The sequence below is a fragment of the Mesorhizobium onobrychidis genome (genome assembly GCF_024707545.1).
GTDB classification, from domain to species: Bacteria; Pseudomonadota; Alphaproteobacteria; order Rhizobiales; family Rhizobiaceae; genus Mesorhizobium; species Mesorhizobium onobrychidis.
This window is the reverse complement of the sequence record NZ_CP062229.1, coordinates 2615226-2631131: the sequence shown is the minus strand read 5'-3', so window position 1 is coordinate 2631131 and position 15906 is coordinate 2615226. Positions and strand designations below refer to the sequence as shown.

The 15906-nt window shown below is 62.5% G+C and carries 19 protein-coding genes and 1 pseudogene; 16 read left to right on the top strand and 4 right to left on the bottom strand.

The features are described from left to right. The first annotated feature begins 29 nt into the window (after nt 1–29). The 5 genes and pseudogenes from IHQ72_RS13160 to IHQ72_RS13140 all read left to right on the top strand — a co-directional run bounded on the left by IHQ72_RS13160 (nt 30) and on the right by IHQ72_RS13140 (nt 4717). Nucleotides 30–1883 carry a heavy metal translocating P-type ATPase gene (locus tag IHQ72_RS13160; protein WP_258122819.1) on the top strand — a complete coding sequence of 618 codons (1854 nt, stop codon included), beginning with the start codon at nt 30–32 and terminating at the stop codon, nt 1881–1883. A 27-nt stretch (nt 1884–1910) separates the two neighbouring features. Continuing rightward, nucleotides 1911–2360 carry a thioredoxin TrxC gene (gene trxC / locus IHQ72_RS13155; RefSeq protein ID WP_258122818.1) on the top strand — a complete coding sequence of 150 codons (450 nt, stop codon included), beginning with the start codon at nt 1911–1913 and terminating at the stop codon, nt 2358–2360. 13 nt (nt 2361–2373) lie between these two features. Next, nucleotides 2374–3627 (top strand): MgtC/SapB family protein, encoded by a 1254-nt coding sequence (locus tag IHQ72_RS13150; RefSeq protein WP_258122817.1) that lies wholly within the window; start codon nt 2374–2376, stop codon nt 3625–3627. Between the two features lie 86 nt (nt 3628–3713). Continuing rightward, entirely contained in the window at nt 3714–4100 is a 387-nt protein-coding gene (locus IHQ72_RS13145) for a hypothetical protein (protein WP_258122816.1), read from the top strand. Nucleotides 4101–4127: 27 nt separating this feature from the next. Then, nucleotides 4128–4717: pseudogene (locus IHQ72_RS13140) on the top strand (NAD(P)H-dependent oxidoreductase). Between the two features lie 238 nt (nt 4718–4955). Here IHQ72_RS13140 and IHQ72_RS13135 read toward each other — a convergent pair. Both IHQ72_RS13135 and IHQ72_RS13130 read right to left on the bottom strand, forming a co-directional pair. After that, nucleotides 4956–5225: a hypothetical protein gene (locus IHQ72_RS13135; protein ID WP_258122815.1), complete on the bottom strand. Its 270-nt coding sequence runs from the start codon at nt 5223–5225 to the stop codon at nt 4956–4958. 112 nt (nt 5226–5337) lie between these two features. After that, complete coding sequence (locus tag IHQ72_RS13130; RefSeq protein WP_258122814.1) at nt 5338–5799, bottom strand: SRPBCC family protein; 462 nt, start codon at nt 5797–5799, stop codon at nt 5338–5340. A gap of 208 nt (nt 5800–6007) precedes the next feature. Here IHQ72_RS13130 and IHQ72_RS13125 point away from each other — a divergent pair, with 208 nt between their 5' ends. The 9 genes from IHQ72_RS13125 (at nt 6008) to IHQ72_RS13085 (ending at nt 11965) form a co-directional block, all read left to right on the top strand. Then, the gene (locus IHQ72_RS13125) at nt 6008–6403 is read left to right on the top strand and encodes a hypothetical protein (protein WP_258122813.1); all 396 of its coding nucleotides are present in this window, start codon (nt 6008–6010) and stop codon (nt 6401–6403) included. Between the two features lie 166 nt (nt 6404–6569). Then, complete coding sequence (gene copM, locus IHQ72_RS13120; RefSeq protein WP_258122812.1) at nt 6570–7115, top strand: CopM family metallochaperone; 546 nt, start codon at nt 6570–6572, stop codon at nt 7113–7115. Between the two features lie 12 nt (nt 7116–7127). Then, nucleotides 7128–7406 (top strand): DUF5676 family membrane protein, encoded by a 279-nt coding sequence (locus tag IHQ72_RS13115; protein WP_258122811.1) that lies wholly within the window; start codon nt 7128–7130, stop codon nt 7404–7406. A 37-nt stretch (nt 7407–7443) separates the two neighbouring features. Beyond that, on the top strand, nt 7444–7884 hold the full coding sequence (locus IHQ72_RS13110; protein WP_258122810.1) for a hypothetical protein: 441 nt from the start codon (nt 7444–7446) through the stop codon (nt 7882–7884). A gap of 20 nt (nt 7885–7904) precedes the next feature. Continuing rightward, a complete protein-coding gene (locus IHQ72_RS13105) occupies nt 7905–8258 on the top strand; it encodes a DUF2933 domain-containing protein (protein ID WP_374120348.1) in 354 nt (117 codons plus the stop codon). Between the two features lie 2 nt (nt 8259–8260). Further along, the gene (locus tag IHQ72_RS13100; RefSeq protein WP_258122809.1) at nt 8261–8929 is read left to right on the top strand and encodes a methyltransferase family protein; all 669 of its coding nucleotides are present in this window, start codon (nt 8261–8263) and stop codon (nt 8927–8929) included. 74 nt (nt 8930–9003) lie between these two features. Then, nucleotides 9004–9093 carry a twin-arginine translocation signal domain-containing protein gene (locus IHQ72_RS13095; protein ID WP_258122808.1) on the top strand — a complete coding sequence of 30 codons (90 nt, stop codon included), beginning with the start codon at nt 9004–9006 and terminating at the stop codon, nt 9091–9093. A 77-nt stretch (nt 9094–9170) separates the two neighbouring features. Next, entirely contained in the window at nt 9171–11585 is a 2415-nt protein-coding gene (locus tag IHQ72_RS13090) for a heavy metal translocating P-type ATPase (protein ID WP_258122807.1), read from the top strand. After that, a complete protein-coding gene (locus tag IHQ72_RS13085) occupies nt 11567–11965 on the top strand; it encodes a hypothetical protein (protein WP_258122806.1) in 399 nt (132 codons plus the stop codon). The genes IHQ72_RS13090 and IHQ72_RS13085 overlap by 19 nt, the downstream gene beginning before the upstream one ends. Before the next feature lie 47 nt (nt 11966–12012). Here the strand turns inward: IHQ72_RS13085 and IHQ72_RS13080 are convergent, their stop codons facing one another. Next, the gene (locus tag IHQ72_RS13080) at nt 12013–13344 is read right to left on the bottom strand and encodes a glucoamylase family protein (protein WP_258122805.1); all 1332 of its coding nucleotides are present in this window, start codon (nt 13342–13344) and stop codon (nt 12013–12015) included. Between IHQ72_RS13080 and IHQ72_RS13075 the strand changes: the two genes are divergently transcribed. Next, nucleotides 13325–13735, top strand: a complete 411-nt coding sequence (locus tag IHQ72_RS13075) for a hypothetical protein (RefSeq protein WP_258122804.1) — start codon at nt 13325–13327, stop codon at nt 13733–13735. The two genes, IHQ72_RS13080 and IHQ72_RS13075, sit on opposite strands and share 20 nt — an antisense overlap. A 177-nt stretch (nt 13736–13912) precedes the next feature. Here IHQ72_RS13075 and IHQ72_RS13070 read toward each other — a convergent pair whose 3' ends face one another. After that, nucleotides 13913–14896, bottom strand: coding sequence for an alpha/beta fold hydrolase (locus IHQ72_RS13070; protein WP_258122803.1), 984 nt, complete (start codon nt 14894–14896; stop codon nt 13913–13915). A 355-nt stretch (nt 14897–15251) separates the two neighbouring features. On the opposite strand from IHQ72_RS13070, the gene IHQ72_RS13065 reads away from it, so the two are divergent. Next, nucleotides 15252–15899, top strand: coding sequence for a helix-turn-helix domain-containing protein (locus tag IHQ72_RS13065; protein WP_258122802.1), 648 nt, complete (start codon nt 15252–15254; stop codon nt 15897–15899). Nucleotides 15900–15906 lie beyond the last annotated feature (7 nt).

Sequence of the window (15906 nt, the reverse complement as noted above, 5' to 3'; positions counted from 1 at the left end):
CGGGGACCATCAAGGTTGAGAGAAATCGTATGAACGAGTCTGTCCTGCGCCGCGCCTTGCTGGTCATCGCCGTCCTGGGGCTGGCGGTCGGCATCGGGATTTGGCGAACCGGTCTTGGCCCCGTTGAGGCCGGCACGATCTGGGCGGTGGCGACCTTGCCTGTAGTTGCTGCTCTCGCCATCTCCATATTGCGCGATTTCTGGATCGGCCGCTTCGGCGTCGATGCCATCGCACTGGTCTCGATGTCCGCAGCCCTGCTGCTAGGCCAACCCCTGGCCGCAATAGTGGTCGCGATCATGTATGCCGGCGGCACGGTGCTTGAGGATTTTGCCCGTGGGCGCGCGGAGCGCAACCTCAAGGCGCTGACAGACAGGTCGCCGCGCGTTGCGCACCGGAAGTCGACACAAGGGATAGAAACCATCGCTGTTGAGGACGTCACCGTCGGCGACCACCTCCTCGTGCGCGCTGGTGAGTTGCTGCCTGTCGACGGGGTCCTGCTCGACGCTTCGGCCTCACTCGACGAGTCCGCTGTGACTGGCGAACCTTTGCCGGAACGCCGCAGCGCCGGCGACCTGCTGCGTAGCGGCACCGTCAATGCGGGCGAGGCTTTCAGCATGCGGGCTTCAGCCCTGTCCGAACAAAGCACATACGCGGCGATCGTTCGCATGGTTGCGGCGGCGCAGACGGCGAAAGCCCCCTTTATCCGGATGGCCGATCGTTTCGCCCTGTTCCTGCTCCCTGTCACGTTGCTGGTTTCCGGCATCGCCTGGTACGTCTCCGGCGATCCGATCAGAGCGCTCGCCGTCCTGGTGGTCGCTACACCTTGCCCGCTCATCCTCGCCGCCCCCGTTGCTTTCATTGGCGGCGTGTCACGCGCCGCGCATGGCGGCATCCTGATGAAGGGCTCTGCGGCGCTGGAGGCCCTTGCACAGGCTCGGACCGCGATCTTCGACAAAACCGGCACCTTGACCATCGGCGGCGCCGAGCTGATCGAAATCGACGTGGCGCCCGGCCGTGATCCCGACGAGCTTCTGCGACTGTTGGCATCGCTGGAACAGGCCTCGCACCATGTGCTCGCCGACTCGATCGCCCGAGCGGCGCGCGCCAGGCACCTGCAGCTCTCGCATCCGTGCGATGTTCGCGAGTACCGTGGGGCCGGCCTGAAGGGGCAAGTCGAGAACGTGTCGATCGCGGCGGGCTCGCGTCATCTCGTGCTCGCTCACAAACCGCTACCGACCTGGGCGAGAAGCGGCGAAGACCGGTACCGGGACGAGCCGGTGCTGAGGGTCTTTGTTGCGCTTGGCAAGCGCCTTGCCGGTGTTTTTACATTCGGGGACGCCTTGCAAACGGACGCACGGGATACGTTGGGCGAACTTCGGCAAGCCGGCATCAAGCGTGTCGTCATGCTTACAGGCGACGACAGCGTGGCGGCCGAGCGCATTTCCCGCTTGCTTGACCTCGATGTGATAGTCGCCAATGCCACCCCCGCCGAAAAGGTCGCGGCAGTCGAGGTCGAGAAAACGCAGGCACCCACAATGATGGTCGGCGACGGTATCAACGATGCCCCTGCCCTCGCCGCCGCGACGGTCGGTGTTGCCATGGGTGCCCGCGGTGCAACGGCCTCTTCGGAGGCGGCCGACGTCATCATACTGGCCGACAGGTTGCAGCCGGTCGCCGAAGCGATGCGGATTGCCCAACGCACCCGCGCGATTGCCCTGCAAAGCATCATCGCCGGGCTCGCGCTCTCGGCTTTGGCGATGGCTGCCGCAGCCATGGGGCAGATCACGCCAGTGGCAGGCGCATTGCTTCAGGAAGGGATCGACGTCGCGGTCATCCTTAACGCGCTGCGCGCTCTTGGCGATGGACGTCTCGGGCGCGCATAGTAGACGACGGCAAATCGGTGAATGGCCATGGCACAGCAGGATTTCGTGGTTTGCAGCGAATGTGGCGGGGTCAACCGTCTGCCGCAGGCCCACAATGCTTTGGAGGCAAAATGCGGGAGATGCGGGATCAAACTGTTTTCGGGACACCCGCAAGACGTCAACGCTGAGATTTTCGATCGCCAGATCACGCGCAGCAGCCTTCCCGTCGTGGTCGACATCTGGGCGCCCTGGTGCGGCCCCTGCCAGATGATGGCGCCGGCGTACGAGGCGGCGGCCAACGAACTGGAACCCCATGTCCGCTTGATCAAGCTCAACTCCGACAAGGAACAGGCTGTTTCGGCAAAGTTCGGCATTCGCGGCATCCCGACGATGATCCTCTTCCATGGCGGGCGTGAAATTGCGCGCACATCCGGCGCGATGACGGTGGGGCAGATCGTCAGATGGGTTCGCGACCGTCTGCCAACTGTCGCCGCCTGAGGCCGCGCCAACCATGGATACGCTCATCGCCCGGCTTGGACTGGCCCTGGCAATCGGTCTCCTCGTCGGATTGGAGCGCGGCTGGCGCGAGCGGGACGCACCGGACCGCAGCCGCACGGCCGGCATTCGCACATTCGGCATATCCGGCCTGCTCGGCGGCATTCTCGCAGCGCTCGCCGATGCGCTCGGTGCAGTTTCCGTGCTGGTCGGCGGGTTCATCGCCTTTGCAGCAATCTTCGCCTGGTACAAGGCGCGCGAGGCGGCCCAAGACGAGGATTTCAGCGTCACGGGGGTGATCGCCGGCCTTGGCGTGTTTGCGCTCGGTGCACTTTCGGTCGCCGGTGACTATCGGGCCGCGGCTGCCGGAGGGGCGGCACTTGCGGCGGTCCTTGCCAGTCGCGAGATCCTGCACGGTCTCCTGAAGCGACTGACCTGGATCGAGCTTCGCTCGGCGCTGATCCTTGCGGTGATGACGGCGATCGTTTTGCCCTTGTTGCCAAACCGGACGATGGATCCTTGGGGCGGGTTCAATCCTTGGGAGGTCTGGTTCCTGACGGTGCTGATGGCGTCGATTTCGTTCGCCGGCTATGTCGCCGTCCGCGTCCTGGGAACCAGGCGCGGTCTGCTCGTCAGCTCGCTCGTTGGTGCGGTCGTATCTTCCACCGCCGTAACCATGGCGCTTGCGCGCAACGCCGCGTCCGCGAGCAATCCACGGCCGCTCGCAGGCGCGGCTTCGCTGGCGGCGATGGTTTCGGTGCTGCGGGTCTGCGCCGTGGTGCTGATCCTTGAGCCAAGCGTGTTTGGAGCAGTCGGCATTCCGGCGATTGGCGCGGCGCTCGCTTTCGCCGCCTGCGGCGCATTCATGTTGGCCCACGACCAGGGAAAACGCGAAAAGGGCGCACTGGCTCGCAATCCATTCGAATTGGGCCCGTTGCTGCTTTTCGCCTTGCTTTTTGCCGTCGTCGCGACCGCGAGCGCTGCATTGGCTGTTCAATTCGGTGGGCGCGGCTTGCTGGCGACCTCGGCGCTTGCAGGAACGTTCGATGTCGACGTCTCGGTGCTCAGCGCGTTGCGCCTGGTCAAGCATTCGGTCCCTGTCGGGACAGTGGGTCAGGCAGTGCTGGTGGCGCTGGTGGCAAACGCGATTGGCCGCCTGTCGCTGGCCGTATTTGCCGGGCCCGTCAGGTTCTGGTTGCCTTTGGGCGGCGCAACCCTGCTGGCGGCGATCACCGGTTACTTCGCCACGGTCCTGCTGCCGAACGTCTGAGGCCGGTCAAACTTTCCAGCTCCTTGATGCGGATCAAGGTCGGACTCGACCGCCACGTTATCAAACTCCGTGAAAAGGAGTTCGCCATGACCAGCTTGCAGGACCTCACCTCGAAATTCCGCCATATCCGGCTGCTGCTTGCTCGCGAAAGGGGGCATCCGGAGGGTGACCGCGAAGAGGGCTATGACGTGCTCGTTCCGTTGACGAACGAAGGCCGGATCGATGCGGAAGAGTGGAAGTCGCACCAGGCGTCCTGCCGAGTGCGCCGTTTTCGCACCGGCGAGGAAGACCTGATCGGGCGGCTGCGGCGCAAGCCGGGCGGACAATGGTATTTCGATTATACCGACGGTGATCGCGACGACGAGATCGGTTTCCATCTCGGCGACGAGCGCTTCGTGACCGGAGAATATGTCTCGATCGAACGCAACGGCGCCATGCACACCTATCAGGTGGCACGGGTCGAACGGCCTTAGCGTTCCAAACAACGCCGGGAGCAACTCATGTCGCGACGTATCCTGGTTGTGGTCGGCCATCCCGACCCGTCTCCGGACCGCCTCTGCCGCGGTCTGGCGCAAGCCTATGCCGAGGGCGCGAAACAGGCGGGACATGTCGTGCGACAAATCGATCTGGCAGCGCTCGATTTTTCGATGCTGCGGACGATGCAGGAGTTCGAACACGGCGCGATACCCGACAGCCTGAATGACGCCGCCGGGCGATCGTCTGGGCGGAGCACATCGTCTTTGTCTTTCCACTTTGGCTCGGGACCATGCCGGCCTTGCTCAAGGCATTTCTGGAACAGGTCATGCGGCCGGGAACGGCCTTCGCCTATCCGGACAGCGGTAAAGGCTTTACCAAGGCGCTGCTTCGCGGCCGCTCCGCCCGCCTCGTGGTGACAATGGGCATGCCTTCCCTTCTCTACCAGCTCTGGTTCCTCGGCCACGGCATTGCTGGCATGCGGCGAAGCATACTCCATTTTGTCGGGATCGGTCCGGTGCGCGAAACCTTGTTCGGCATGGTCGAGGGCGCCAGCGACGCGACGCGTGCGAAATGGCTTGGACGAATGCGTAAGCTCGGTGGGCGGGCCAGATAGTCCGGTTGGAGTAGATCACGGCACCAGGACGGCACTTTGCCGCCCTTGCGCACAGCACGCAACGCGATCGGGACCAAGTCACCGACGGGAGCGACGATGATCGCGGCGTGACGGGTAAGCTCAGTGATGGATTCGGCAGCGAACCCGGACTTTTCACGAAAAGGTACCAGAACGGCGGGAAGGTTAGTAGGAATCCTATCCCGAGCAAGATGAGCGCTGCGACTTGACGGCGCGCATGTTAACCATTTTCCCTTTGCCAAATCCGTGACAGCCCGTACCAAGCAATGAGCCAAACGATGATTGTTACGGTCGTCTTGCCGGGGAGCGCGCCTACAGGATTGTAGAAATTCAATAGACCCCGCAGTCCGGGCGACAGCTCGGACGCGAATGCTAGAACGCCGATGGCAGCACAACCGATGCCCGCTGCCAGAATGGCCGCAGCTCCGGAGCCATTCGGGATCGTCTCAACGGTCTTTCCAAACTCGACCGCATTTTGCGACGTAGTCATGGACCTTCCTCCTGCATCAGAATGATCACATCGCCACCCCGTATCGGAGCGTATTTGTTCAGGAATGCACCGAACGCTCCGGCGATTCCCGTGGCGACAAGGCCCGCCTCGATCAACTGGTCGACGCGACTGTCTGCGCCCCTGTCTTCTCGAAATAAGCTGCCGCGTCTTTCGCCATCCGGTCAGTACACCAACGTGCGTATACATCGGCAAAAATCAGGCCGAGCCAACGGGCCGGCGCCGTTTGTGGCAGATCGTAGTCGATGAACACCCGAAGCCGGCAGCTGCTCGATTCGGGGACGATCTCGAAGCCCATGCGGTAACGGCCGATCACCCAGAGATTTGGGACACCGATGATTTCCCAGACCTTCAATCTGGGCGGCACCCGGATCGTAACCACCTGTTCCGCAGACAGTGCAATTCCAAGTATCTTGCCATGGAATCCAAATTTTGAGCCGACCAAACGAGCTTCATGTGCATCGAAGTCGTAGTCCATTTTCGAGCCGAGCATCATCCACGACGAGGCGCTCATATGAGTCCCGAGATGCCTGTGATCATCGAGATAGGCGAACACGGTCTCGGCCGCGGCTTCTATCCTGACGGCAGTCTCGGTGGAACGCGGCATTGCTGGCATCACCTCACCTCCGGTTCATTCCCGGTTTTGGGGCCTGGGAAAACGTCCGATCCGTATTGGATGAGACCCGGCAACCTAAGCGCTCCCCCGGAGCCGCGGCTTTGATTTGCGTCAAAGCCGCGATGCGCAGCTATGCCACACTGGGAAGATGGAAATTGGACTGACCCAGCTTCGCGCCTTGCTTTCCATGCTCGTTCTGATCGCGGGCAGCGTCGTCATGGGCGCTGGTCTTGCCGGCCAGGGTCCGGGTATGGGCGCTGATATCGGCGCCATTGCCGAGTTTGCAGTTCCCCCCATTGGCGGCTCAAGCCAGGTGACAGGCGATGTCACGGCAACTGATCACAACGATGGCTGTTGCGAGCACGGCGCCGACTGCGCGTACTCGGCCGCATCGGGCTGTTGTGCTGCAAGCATTTCCGCCACCGGCGAATGTGGGGTCGTCAATTGCCCGTCCGGCACCGCCCGCTTCACGGAGGGCAAGGCGCTTCTGGCAACAGGCATCGACCCCGAGGCCCTCCTGCAACCTCCCCAGACCTTCGCCTGATATCGCGCCGTCGCGGCCTTGGGACTGTTGAACCCAGCAGCGCACGCCAAGGCCGATAACGCGCGAACGATCCGCGTAGTCAAACCGGTATCGGCGATCCGGCTGTGCCTTGCGCACCCATTCTCAGAGTTCGCCTCGGCTTCACACCAACGAAAAGGAAACAGTCATGAAGACCCACCTTCGAATGATCACGCTTGCCGCATTCACAGCTCTTTCGGGCGCGGCATTTGCCCAGACGGATCCGCACCATCCCGAGGGCGACGCACCGCAAGCCACGACAACGGCTCCGGCAGCTGACGCGGTGCCGGGCAAGCTGCCTGAACAGTGCACGACGATGATGTCAACGATGCAGAAGATGATGCCCATGATGCAGCAGATGATGCAAGGCGGCCAGGGCGGCATGATGCAGGGCGGCGGCATGATGAAGAACATGCCAATGGACACTGCCAACATGCCCGAGGCCTCCAGGACTTACATGGATGCCATGAAGCGAATGGACGGGCCGATGATGCAGGCCATCCAGGCCGAAGATCCCGATATCGCCTTCGTCCAGTCGATGATTCCGCACCATCAAGGGGCGATCGACATGGCCCGTGCGGTCCTGCAATTCGGCAAGGATGATCAGGTCAGGAACTGGGCCAATCAGATCATAACGGCTCAGCAGGCCGAGATCGCCGCAATGCAGGAATGGCTCAAGCAACACGCGAAGTGACGGGAGGAACCCATGAGTAAATTTAGCATTCTGTCCGTCGGCATTGCGCTGGGCGTGACGCTGGCCCTGATGAGCATGCTCTGTGCTTTGGCCTTCGCCATCTGGCCGGGCGCGACGCTCGATTTCTTCGGCGCCTTCATGCACGGGCTCGACTTCAACGCGGTTAGACTGGCGGCGCAGATGAGCCCTGGCCGTGTTCTCTACGGCATCGTCGGCCTTGGCGTCGTCGGCCTCGTGGCGGGTGTCGTCTACGCCTCGATCTACAACGTCGTCGCCACCGGGCGCCGTTAGGGCGGGCCTCATGAAAGCTACAGCCAATCCATGGACGATGTCGTCCGCAACGCTTGCCCTGGCGGGAATGATCATCGCGGGGATCGGACTGTATTTCATCGCCCTCAGGCCGCCACTGCTGCCCGAGGATGTCCGTTATATGAATCTCTCGGCCGCCGAGCTGGAAGCCTTCGGTCCGCGTCTTGCGATGTGGCTCACGCAGGTTTTCCGTGTGCTCGGCGGCTACGCCCTCGCTACCGGCGTTCTGCTGATTGCGCTGGCGCTCACAGCGTTCCGGACTCGTCACCCGGTCGCGTTGGCCGGCGCTCTGGTCGGAGGGGCATCGTCCATCGGCTTGATGTCGGTGGCGAACTTCACGATCGGCTCCGATTTCAGGTGGGCACTGTTTGCCAGCGCGCTGGTCTGGGCCCTCAGCCTCGCGCTTTACGGCTTCGAAAGCCGCGCCTCGACCGCCGTGGCCGGCAACGGCAACCGCTAACATCAAAGGGAATTCAACCCGTGAACCCCGCCGCACACCGCATGTCCAATCCCCCGACCGGCTCCGAACCAGAACAGGAGACCGAGGCAGGAACGGGCGGATTCTGGACTTCGAAGACCGGTTTGGCCGCGATCGCCTTCCTGCTGATTGCCGCGTTTTTTCTTCTCTCCGAGCACCGGGCGCATACGTTCGGTTCCCTTCCCTTTCTGCTGCTGCTCGCCTGCCCTCTACTTCACATGTTCATGCATGGCGGCCATGGCGGTCACGGCAGTCATGCTGGGCACAAGAAGCAAGTCGGGCACCGGGGACAGGCCGGGCACAGGAAAACCGACCCGGGCGCGCAAGACGGCCCCACACACCACAAAGGAGCATGACCATGGTCGAGCAATCTTCCGCCTACGGCCTCTGGGGCCTGGCTATAATCAACTCGGCGATCTTCATCCTGTTCGCCTTCAGCTTCTTCAAGCCGCGAACCGGCCGTGACTGGCGCTCCTTCGGTGCATTCAGCGCCTTCCTGGTGGCGCTGTTTGCCGAGATGTACGGGTTCCCCCTGACGATCTACATGTTCTCAGGCTGGCTGCAGTCACGGTTCCCCGGCGTTGACTGGCTCTCGCATGATGCCGGTCACCTCCTGGAGATGATGTTCGGCTGGCGGCTCAATCCGCATTTCGGCCCCTTCCACATTCTCAGCTTCTTCCTGATCGGCGGCGGCTTCGTGCTGATCGCGAGTGCGTGGCGGGTGCGTTACGAAGCGCAGCGCCACAATCGCCTCGCAACCGGCGGCCCATATGCCTCCGTCCGGCATCCGCAGTATGTCGGCTTCGTTCTCGTCATGGCGGGCTTCCTCGTGCAGTGGCCGACGCTGCTGACGGTGCTGATGTTCCCCGTTCTGGTTGGCATGTATGTGCGGCTTTCCTTCATCGAAGAGCGTGAAGCGAGAAAGGAATTCGGCGATGCCTACGACCGCTATGCGGCCCGCGTGCCCGCCTTTTTTCCGCATGTGGCCAGGCTGTTCGGTTCCGCCGGCGAGCGCCGTGCGCCCTAAAGGCCAGGGAGGCGCTCGGGCATGATCATTCTGTGCTGACCGAAACAACAATCTCGAGACCGAAGGAAATCATCATGAAACGCCGAGATATCCTGAAGGGTGCAGCGGCAGGCGCCGCAGTTCTGTGGTCGCAGCACCCTTCACCAACCAGTCAGGCGGCATGATGTCGGCCTTCGCTTACCGAAGCTGAGACACCGCTGGCGTGCGGTCGCCACCACGATATGCGGCATGGAGAGCGACGATGAAGAAGATCAATCTGGAAGTGCGCGACCTAGTCGGCATGATGGATTTCGCGGCGGTCGAAAAACGTCTCGCGGCTTTGGCTGATGTTGCCGGTGTCGCGATGAACGCGGGGTCGACCACGGCGACCATCGAGTTCGACGAACGGCGGACGAGCCCGCAGACCCTTGCCCACGAAATCGAAACCTGCGGCTTCCATTGCCGCGGCGAGGTCGTGCCGCGGCATCTGTGCATTCCCAACGGCATGACGGTTGCGCCGGGCCATCCGCACGCGACCTCCGGGCACGCCGGACATGGTCACGCCGCCATAATCCAATCGGGTCCAGCGGACCGGGGGACGGTTGCGGTCAAGGTGCCGCACGACATCATGGCTCATGAGATGGGGCACGGCGCCGGCATAGACATGCAAGGCATGGTCAAGGATATGCGCAACCGGTTCCTTGTCAGCCTGGTTTTCACGCTGCCGATCTTTGCCATGGAGCCGATGGGCCTGGGCGAGCCCTGGCTGCGCCCGCCTTTCGGACTGAGCGAAGACGTCGCGATGTTTTTCCTCGCCAGCGCCGCGATCCTCTATCCGGTCTGGCCGTTCCTGGTCGCCGCCTGGCGGGCTCTGCGTAACGGCGTCCTCAACATGGCCGTGCTGGTGGTGCTGAGCGTCGGCACCGGCTACCTGTTCAGCGTCGGCGCGACCTTCTTCTTCGAGGGGCAGCAGTTCTACGAGGCCGCGAGCGTGTTGCTCGTGTTCATCCTGCTCGGCCACTGGCTCGAGATGCGCGCCCGCGCCGGGGCCTCGGCCGCGATCAGGGCCCTGCTCGACCTCGCCCCGCCCAAGGCTACCGTCTTGCGCGATGGCATGGACGTCGAGGTTGCGACCGCGGACGTCGTGCTCGGCGACATCGTGATCTTGCGCCCCGGCAACAAGCTTCCCGTCGACGGCGAGGTGATCGAGGGCGGGTCGACCATCGATGAATCGATGCTGACCGGCGAGTCGATGCCGGTGACCAAGAAGGTCGGCGACAAGGTGATCGGGGCGACGATCAACAAGAGCGGCACGCTGCGCTACCGTTCCACCAAGGTGGGCGCTGACACGGCCCTGGCCCAGATCGTCAAGCTGGTCCAGGAAGCCCAGAATTCGAAGGCACCGGCGCAACTGCTCGCCGACCGTGCCTCGCAATGGCTGGTGCTCGCGGCGATCGTCATCGGGCTTGCGACCTTCGCCGTCTGGTTCTGGTGGCTCGGCCAGCCGCTGCTGTTCGCGATGACCTTGACCATCACTGTCTTCGTCATTGCCTGTCCCGATGCGCTTGGCCTTGCCACGCCGATGGCCGTCATGGTCGGCACCGGCCTTGGCGCCGCAAACGGGATCCTGTTCAAGAATGCCGCCGCTCTCGAGGAGGCGACCAAGCTCAACGTGATCGTCTTCGACAAGACCGGCACGCTGACGATGGGGCAGCCCAAGGTCGTCGAAATCGTCCCCGCGGCCGGCGTTTCACCCGACGAGGTTCTGCAGGTCGCGGCCGCCGTGGACCAGGGATCGGATCACCCGTTGGCCGTCGCAATCGTCGAGCGGGCCAAGAACCTGAAGCTTCCCAAGGTTTCAGGCTTTCTGAATATCGAAGGCAAGGGCGCCAGCGCCGCCGTCGGCGGCAGTCCGGTTTTCCTCGGCAACCGGCGCCTCATGGACGAGCAGAAGATCGACCTTCTGACGCTCGGCGAGAGGGCCGAGACACTCAAGGGCGAAGGCCGCACCGTCATTCACGTGGCGCGGTCCGGCAAGCTGCTCGGGCTGATCGCGATTGCCGACACGCCGCGCCCGACGGCCATCGCAACGATTGCCAAGTTGCATGAACAGGGTGTGCGCGTGGCGATGCTGACGGGCGACAATGCTGGAACCGCCAAGCGCATCGCGGACATGCTCGGCATCGATATCGTCCTGGCCGATGTCTTGCCGGGGCAAAAGGCCGAAAAGATCAAGGAGCTGCAGGGGCAAGGGCTCAAAGTCGGCATGGTCGGCGACGGCGTTAACGACGCGCCGGCCCTGACGCAAGCCGATGTCGGGTTCGCCATCGGAGCGGGCACCGATGTTGCTATTGAAAGCGCCGACATCGTGCTGATGAAGAGTGATCCCTATGACGTGGTCGGTGCAATGACGCTTTCGCGCGCCACGCTGCGCAAGATGCACCAGAACCTGTGGTGGGCGGTCGGGTACAATGTTATCGCCTTTCCGCTCGCGGCAGGCGTGTTCTACCCGTTCCTGCTGAGCCCCGAGATTGCGGCGCTGGCAATGTCGGGCAGTTCGGCCCTTGTCGCCGTCAATGCGCTTTTGCTCAAGCGAACCAGGCTTGAGGGCATCCGGCCTGCCCCATCGACCACCGCTGGCGCCGTTCATGAGCACCTGTGGCGCCTGCCTTCGTGATGATGGCGATCGGCCTGGCGGTCTTTCCGACAGTTGCCGGCTTCAACGAGGTGCTGTTCGCCGTTTCGTCGTTGCGGCTTCGGCTGGGATCATCAACCCGCTGGTCGCCTACTGGGTATCGCGCATTAACGCACGAAGCCAGGGCATGGAACTCGGCATCCAGTCGGCGGTTGGTCAGTCTCGGGCTGTCGGTGGGTTCTGCGGCCGCCGGCCTGCTGTTCGGTTTCCCTAGTCTCGGAGGCGCCGCATTCCTAGCCGCTGCCGCCGCGATGGGGCTCGCCGCGATCGCGAGCCTGAAGCTGCCGCAACGGCCGCCGCCGCCGCTGGGGACGGCCGAGCCTATGCCGTTTCCGGGAGGGGGTGCTCCTGCTCCACGGTGAGCAGACTCCTTCAACCGCCGAATACGATCTACCTCCGCGCAAGCCGATCAAACAGCTGGCGTCGGTTCCCGATCGAACTCTCCCAACCAGCCGCCTTCAAATCCCGCCCGTTGCAGGCCGCTGCGGATGTACCGGCACGAGCGCATCAGCCGCCACAGGAGGCCGTTGCGATCGTTCTCGATCATCAGCACGACGGGGCCCTCGTTGAGGCCAAAGTGCCAGGGCGAAACCCACCATCCAAAGGCGTTGTCCGTCGTCCCTGGATGCGTCGGATTGAAAGCCGCCTTGAAACCATAGGCATTGGCGGCCTTGAGCTTGGCCTGGTGGATGCAGAAGCTGATCGCCGGTCGGACGATTTCTGGCGCGAACGGCAAGGAGGCCACGACGGCCCACGGAGCGAGCGTGCCATCGTCGGGGCCGTACGGGACGCCGCGCGCGACATAATCCTCAAAGCTGCGTTCGATGCCGTTCAACTTGAGCGTGGAAGGCCCAGGACCCTCGCTTGCGGTGATGCCCCAGCAGTGTTTGCCGTAACCCTCGAATCCACGCGGATTTTCGACGGCGTAACGCTGATGGACGAAGGTGGCGCGTCGGGTGTTCTCGAAATAGTCGCTTCCCTTGCTGCGCATGAAGGCATCCTGCACGCCGCGAAAATCGATCCATACGTGCGAAAGCTGGTGGATGAACAGCGGTCCCGCATAGAGGTAGTCGTAGCCGTAACAGTTCTCCCATCGGAAGGTCGCGGTCCATGCAGTGTAGCTGCTTGGGGGCAACGGGTGTGTCGGCGAACCCAGTCCCAAGACATAGAGCAAGAGCGCTTCGTCATAGCCTTGCCATCGATACTTCAGGAACCCGTTCTCGGGTGTCCAGCCATGGGTGACGGTCTCTCCTCCATCCTGCGCCCAACGCCAATCGGCACGGTGATAGAGCGCCTCTGCCAAGCTGCGGATCTCGGCTTCGGCTTCGGCCTCGGTATCGAAATACTGCCCCGCAGCCAGCGCGCCCGCCAGCAGCAACGTGCTGTCGATCGTCGACAGCTCGCATTGCCAGGCCCGCCGGCCGGTTTGCATGTCCAGGAAATGATAGTAGAAACCGCGATATCCGGTAGCATCCGGCTCTGGGCCTTGTGGACTGTTCCAGAAGTAGCGCAGCGTTGCCAAGGTGCGTTCCGCAGCCGCGCTTCGCGTCATGAATCCGCGCTCGACGCCCACTGGATAGCATGTTAGCGCAAGGCCGGTGGCCGCGATGCTTGCCGGCCAATTCGCTTCGGTCTTGTCCACGATGAGACCGTTGGCGGGGTTCGCCTCACGGATGAAGTAGTCGAACGTCTCCCGCTGCAGGGTCGCCAGATCGTCTTCCATGGCAGAGGTGGTCACCATGCGGTTGCTCTCGGGAGAATGCGATCGCATCGCTCTGTGTTCCCTGACCGCTGTTCACGGATGCGTATGGTCGTCGAATTTTCTGAAGGTTCTCGACGCAGCCAAATTCGACGTCGAGACCAATGAAGCAGCGCTCGCCAGTGCGAAGGCTCAGCTGGAGGTCCGCCGAAACGAGCGTGACAGCGTGGCAGCCCGGCTCGGTGAACAGTCGGGGGCCTCGCCGGAGTCAGATCCGGCCTGCTGCCGCGGGGAACAGAGTTGGATTTGCCGTTCAACCGGAACCGTCTCCGGCGCAATTCTGAAAGACAATACAAAAAACAATACAAAAGACAAATCGGAGCCGCGCCTAGGCTACGAAACGGTTAATCCTGGGATCATATCAATCTTTTAGCTCATTGATTGCGTGCTTCGCTAATTTCGATGCAGCAGAGGTCGCCAGAAGGATACGCAAGTGCCCAAGAAGGCGAGAGCCGGCATGATGCGCTGCCCTCTCCCTGCGACTGTTCCTTCGATGGGCGACAGCAACGAAACGACCTGTGAGGCGGTTTTGCCCCAAGCGGATGCTGTATCACTGTTTCGGGCCAACGGGTGGCGGGATGAGGCCGGCGCCAGCTAGGAACGTGCGAACTGCTATGCGAACATCCTGCTGCTGTTCAACCAGAAGATGTCCCCCAGCGTCGTAGACGACCAGTTTGGCACCCGGGATCTTGGCTGCGGCGAACTCAGCTGCCGGCAGCGTGTTAAACAGGTCGTCGCGCGCAGAAATAATGATCGTCGGCGCAGTAATTACTTCCAACGGCAGTTCATGTAACTCGGGGGCGCTATCGATGTTGATTCCGGGGAAACGCAGCGACAACGGCTCAACGCTCTTGACGACGCTCATGACGCGGTCCCGCTCGGTCTGAGGCGCAGCCGCAACCAGCGCGGGCCGAACGCCGAGGAAGCGAACGAGCACTGACGGTGCGATCTTCTCGGTGGCCCACCATGCGAAATCGCCGCCGGCATTGACGACCCAGAATACGAACTTGTTGCCGCGGCTCGCTTCTATAGAGACCGGACTGGTGGGCGAATAAAGGCCTGGGACGATCAGAATGAGAGCGGTGACCTTGTCCGGGTGCCGGAGTGCTAGCTCGACCGCAGAACGCGCGCCCGCCGAAACGCCGACGACCACCGCTTTGGGAACGTTCAGTTTGGATAGCAGCGCCCCGTGCGCATCGGCCTGCGCGGCTGGAGAGGTATCCTGCGGAACGGGCGTGCGCAAATAGCCGAAGCGCGACGGCGCGATGATCCGAAAGCCCTCACCCACAAAATTGGCTGCATTGGCAAGGCCCTGGTCAAAGCCGCCACCGGCGCCGTGGATCGACAAGAGCGGAGTACCCACGCCACTGTCGGCGTATTCGATCGGGCCTATGTCGAGCTTGGCGACCACACTGCCGCGGCTGGCAGCGTCGCGCAGACGGCCAAGCTCGTTCTTGTAAAGCAAGAAAGCCACACTCGCCGTGGCCGCTATGGCGATAGACATGGCCAGCAGGAAACCACCAATTCGTCTCATTGGAAAAAGCTCCACAAAGGACAGACGAATATTGGCATATCTCGCTTGAAAGCAGGTTGATTTACCTCAATTTTCCTGAGTGACAGCATCGGCCGGTGTATTCGGATGCTATCAATTGTGGGAGGCGGAAGCCGGTCCGGCGCCCCCCCGACTCTCCCGAGTTGTGCACGGAACATCCGGAAAACCGTTCGGCTTCGCTCCCCAAGCGGCCTGACGATCCAGGGTTCGTGCAGCACAGGGCCAGACCACTAGCGCCTCTCGAGCGCTAGGTAGTTTCCCGTAGGGACATAACCGAATTACGCGACCCGCGGATTCGCGCGATTGCTGGTGTCACGGATCAACCGGGAAAACAGCCATGCACGCCCAATCGACCTCCAGAATTTCACTGCCGTCGCACTCCGCGCAGCCGAGCCTGCCTACGGCATTCGATCCGACACCGCTCCAGCCGGTCAGCTTCTTTCCCTCCGGTTCGGAAATCTATGCCCAAGGTGAAAAGGCCGGAGCCTTCTATCAGGTCGAGTTTGGCGCCGTCCGTATTTACCGCCTGCTTGCGGACGGTCGCAGGCAGATAAGTGCCTTCCATCTGGCTGGAGAGACATTCGGCTTCGAAGCCGGCACCACCCATCATTTCTTCGCCGAAGCCATTAACGCCACTGGTGTCCGCGTCTTCCGCTTTGCCACTGGTGCGGATATCTCCCGTCAGCTGCTGCCGTTGGCGCTCAAGGGGTTGACCAGGGCGCAGGAGCATCTTCTGGTTCTCGGCCGTCAGAATGCCATCGAACGCGTCGCTGCGTTCCTGGTCGACATGGCCGAGCGGCAGGGTGGGTTGCGGCAGGTCGAACTGCCGATGTCGCGTATGGACATCGGAGACTATCTCGGCCTCACCATCGAGACGGTGTCGCGGGTCTTCACCCGTTTGAAGGACCAGGGCGTCATCCGCCTTCTCAGCCTGCGCAGCATCGAAATCGTCAAGCACGAAGCGCTTCACAATATGAGCGAATGATACCGAC

Bases quoted from the DNA above. Each gene is read 5' to 3' on its own strand.
- IHQ72_RS13160 (WP_258122819.1), top strand. From the start codon at position 30: ATGAACGAGTCTGTCCTGCGCCGCGCCTTGCTGGTCATCGCCGTCCTG.
- trxC (WP_258122818.1), top strand. From the start codon at position 1,911: ATGGCACAGCAGGATTTCGTGGTTTGCAGCGAATGTGGCGGGGTCAAC.
- IHQ72_RS13150 (WP_258122817.1), top strand. From the start codon at position 2,374: ATGGATACGCTCATCGCCCGGCTTGGACTGGCCCTGGCAATCGGTCTC.
- IHQ72_RS13145 (WP_258122816.1), top strand. From the start codon at position 3,714: ATGACCAGCTTGCAGGACCTCACCTCGAAATTCCGCCATATCCGGCTG.
- IHQ72_RS13135 (WP_258122815.1), bottom strand. From the start codon at position 5,225: ATGACTACGTCGCAAAATGCGGTCGAGTTTGGAAAGACCGTTGAGACG.
- IHQ72_RS13125 (WP_258122813.1), top strand. From the start codon at position 6,008: ATGGAAATTGGACTGACCCAGCTTCGCGCCTTGCTTTCCATGCTCGTT.
- copM (WP_258122812.1), top strand. From the start codon at position 6,570: ATGAAGACCCACCTTCGAATGATCACGCTTGCCGCATTCACAGCTCTT.
- IHQ72_RS13115 (WP_258122811.1), top strand. From the start codon at position 7,128: ATGAGTAAATTTAGCATTCTGTCCGTCGGCATTGCGCTGGGCGTGACG.
- IHQ72_RS13110 (WP_258122810.1), top strand. From the start codon at position 7,444: ATGTCGTCCGCAACGCTTGCCCTGGCGGGAATGATCATCGCGGGGATC.
- IHQ72_RS13100 (WP_258122809.1), top strand. From the start codon at position 8,261: ATGGTCGAGCAATCTTCCGCCTACGGCCTCTGGGGCCTGGCTATAATC.
- IHQ72_RS13095 (WP_258122808.1), top strand. From the start codon at position 9,004: ATGAAACGCCGAGATATCCTGAAGGGTGCAGCGGCAGGCGCCGCAGTT.
- IHQ72_RS13090 (WP_258122807.1), top strand. From the start codon at position 9,171: ATGAAGAAGATCAATCTGGAAGTGCGCGACCTAGTCGGCATGATGGAT.
- IHQ72_RS13075 (WP_258122804.1), top strand. From the start codon at position 13,325: ATGGCAGAGGTGGTCACCATGCGGTTGCTCTCGGGAGAATGCGATCGC.
- IHQ72_RS13080 (WP_258122805.1), bottom strand. From the start codon at position 13,344: ATGGTGACCACCTCTGCCATGGAAGACGATCTGGCGACCCTGCAGCGG.
- IHQ72_RS13070 (WP_258122803.1), bottom strand. From the start codon at position 14,896: ATGAGACGAATTGGTGGTTTCCTGCTGGCCATGTCTATCGCCATAGCG.
- IHQ72_RS13065 (WP_258122802.1), top strand. From the start codon at position 15,252: ATGCACGCCCAATCGACCTCCAGAATTTCACTGCCGTCGCACTCCGCG.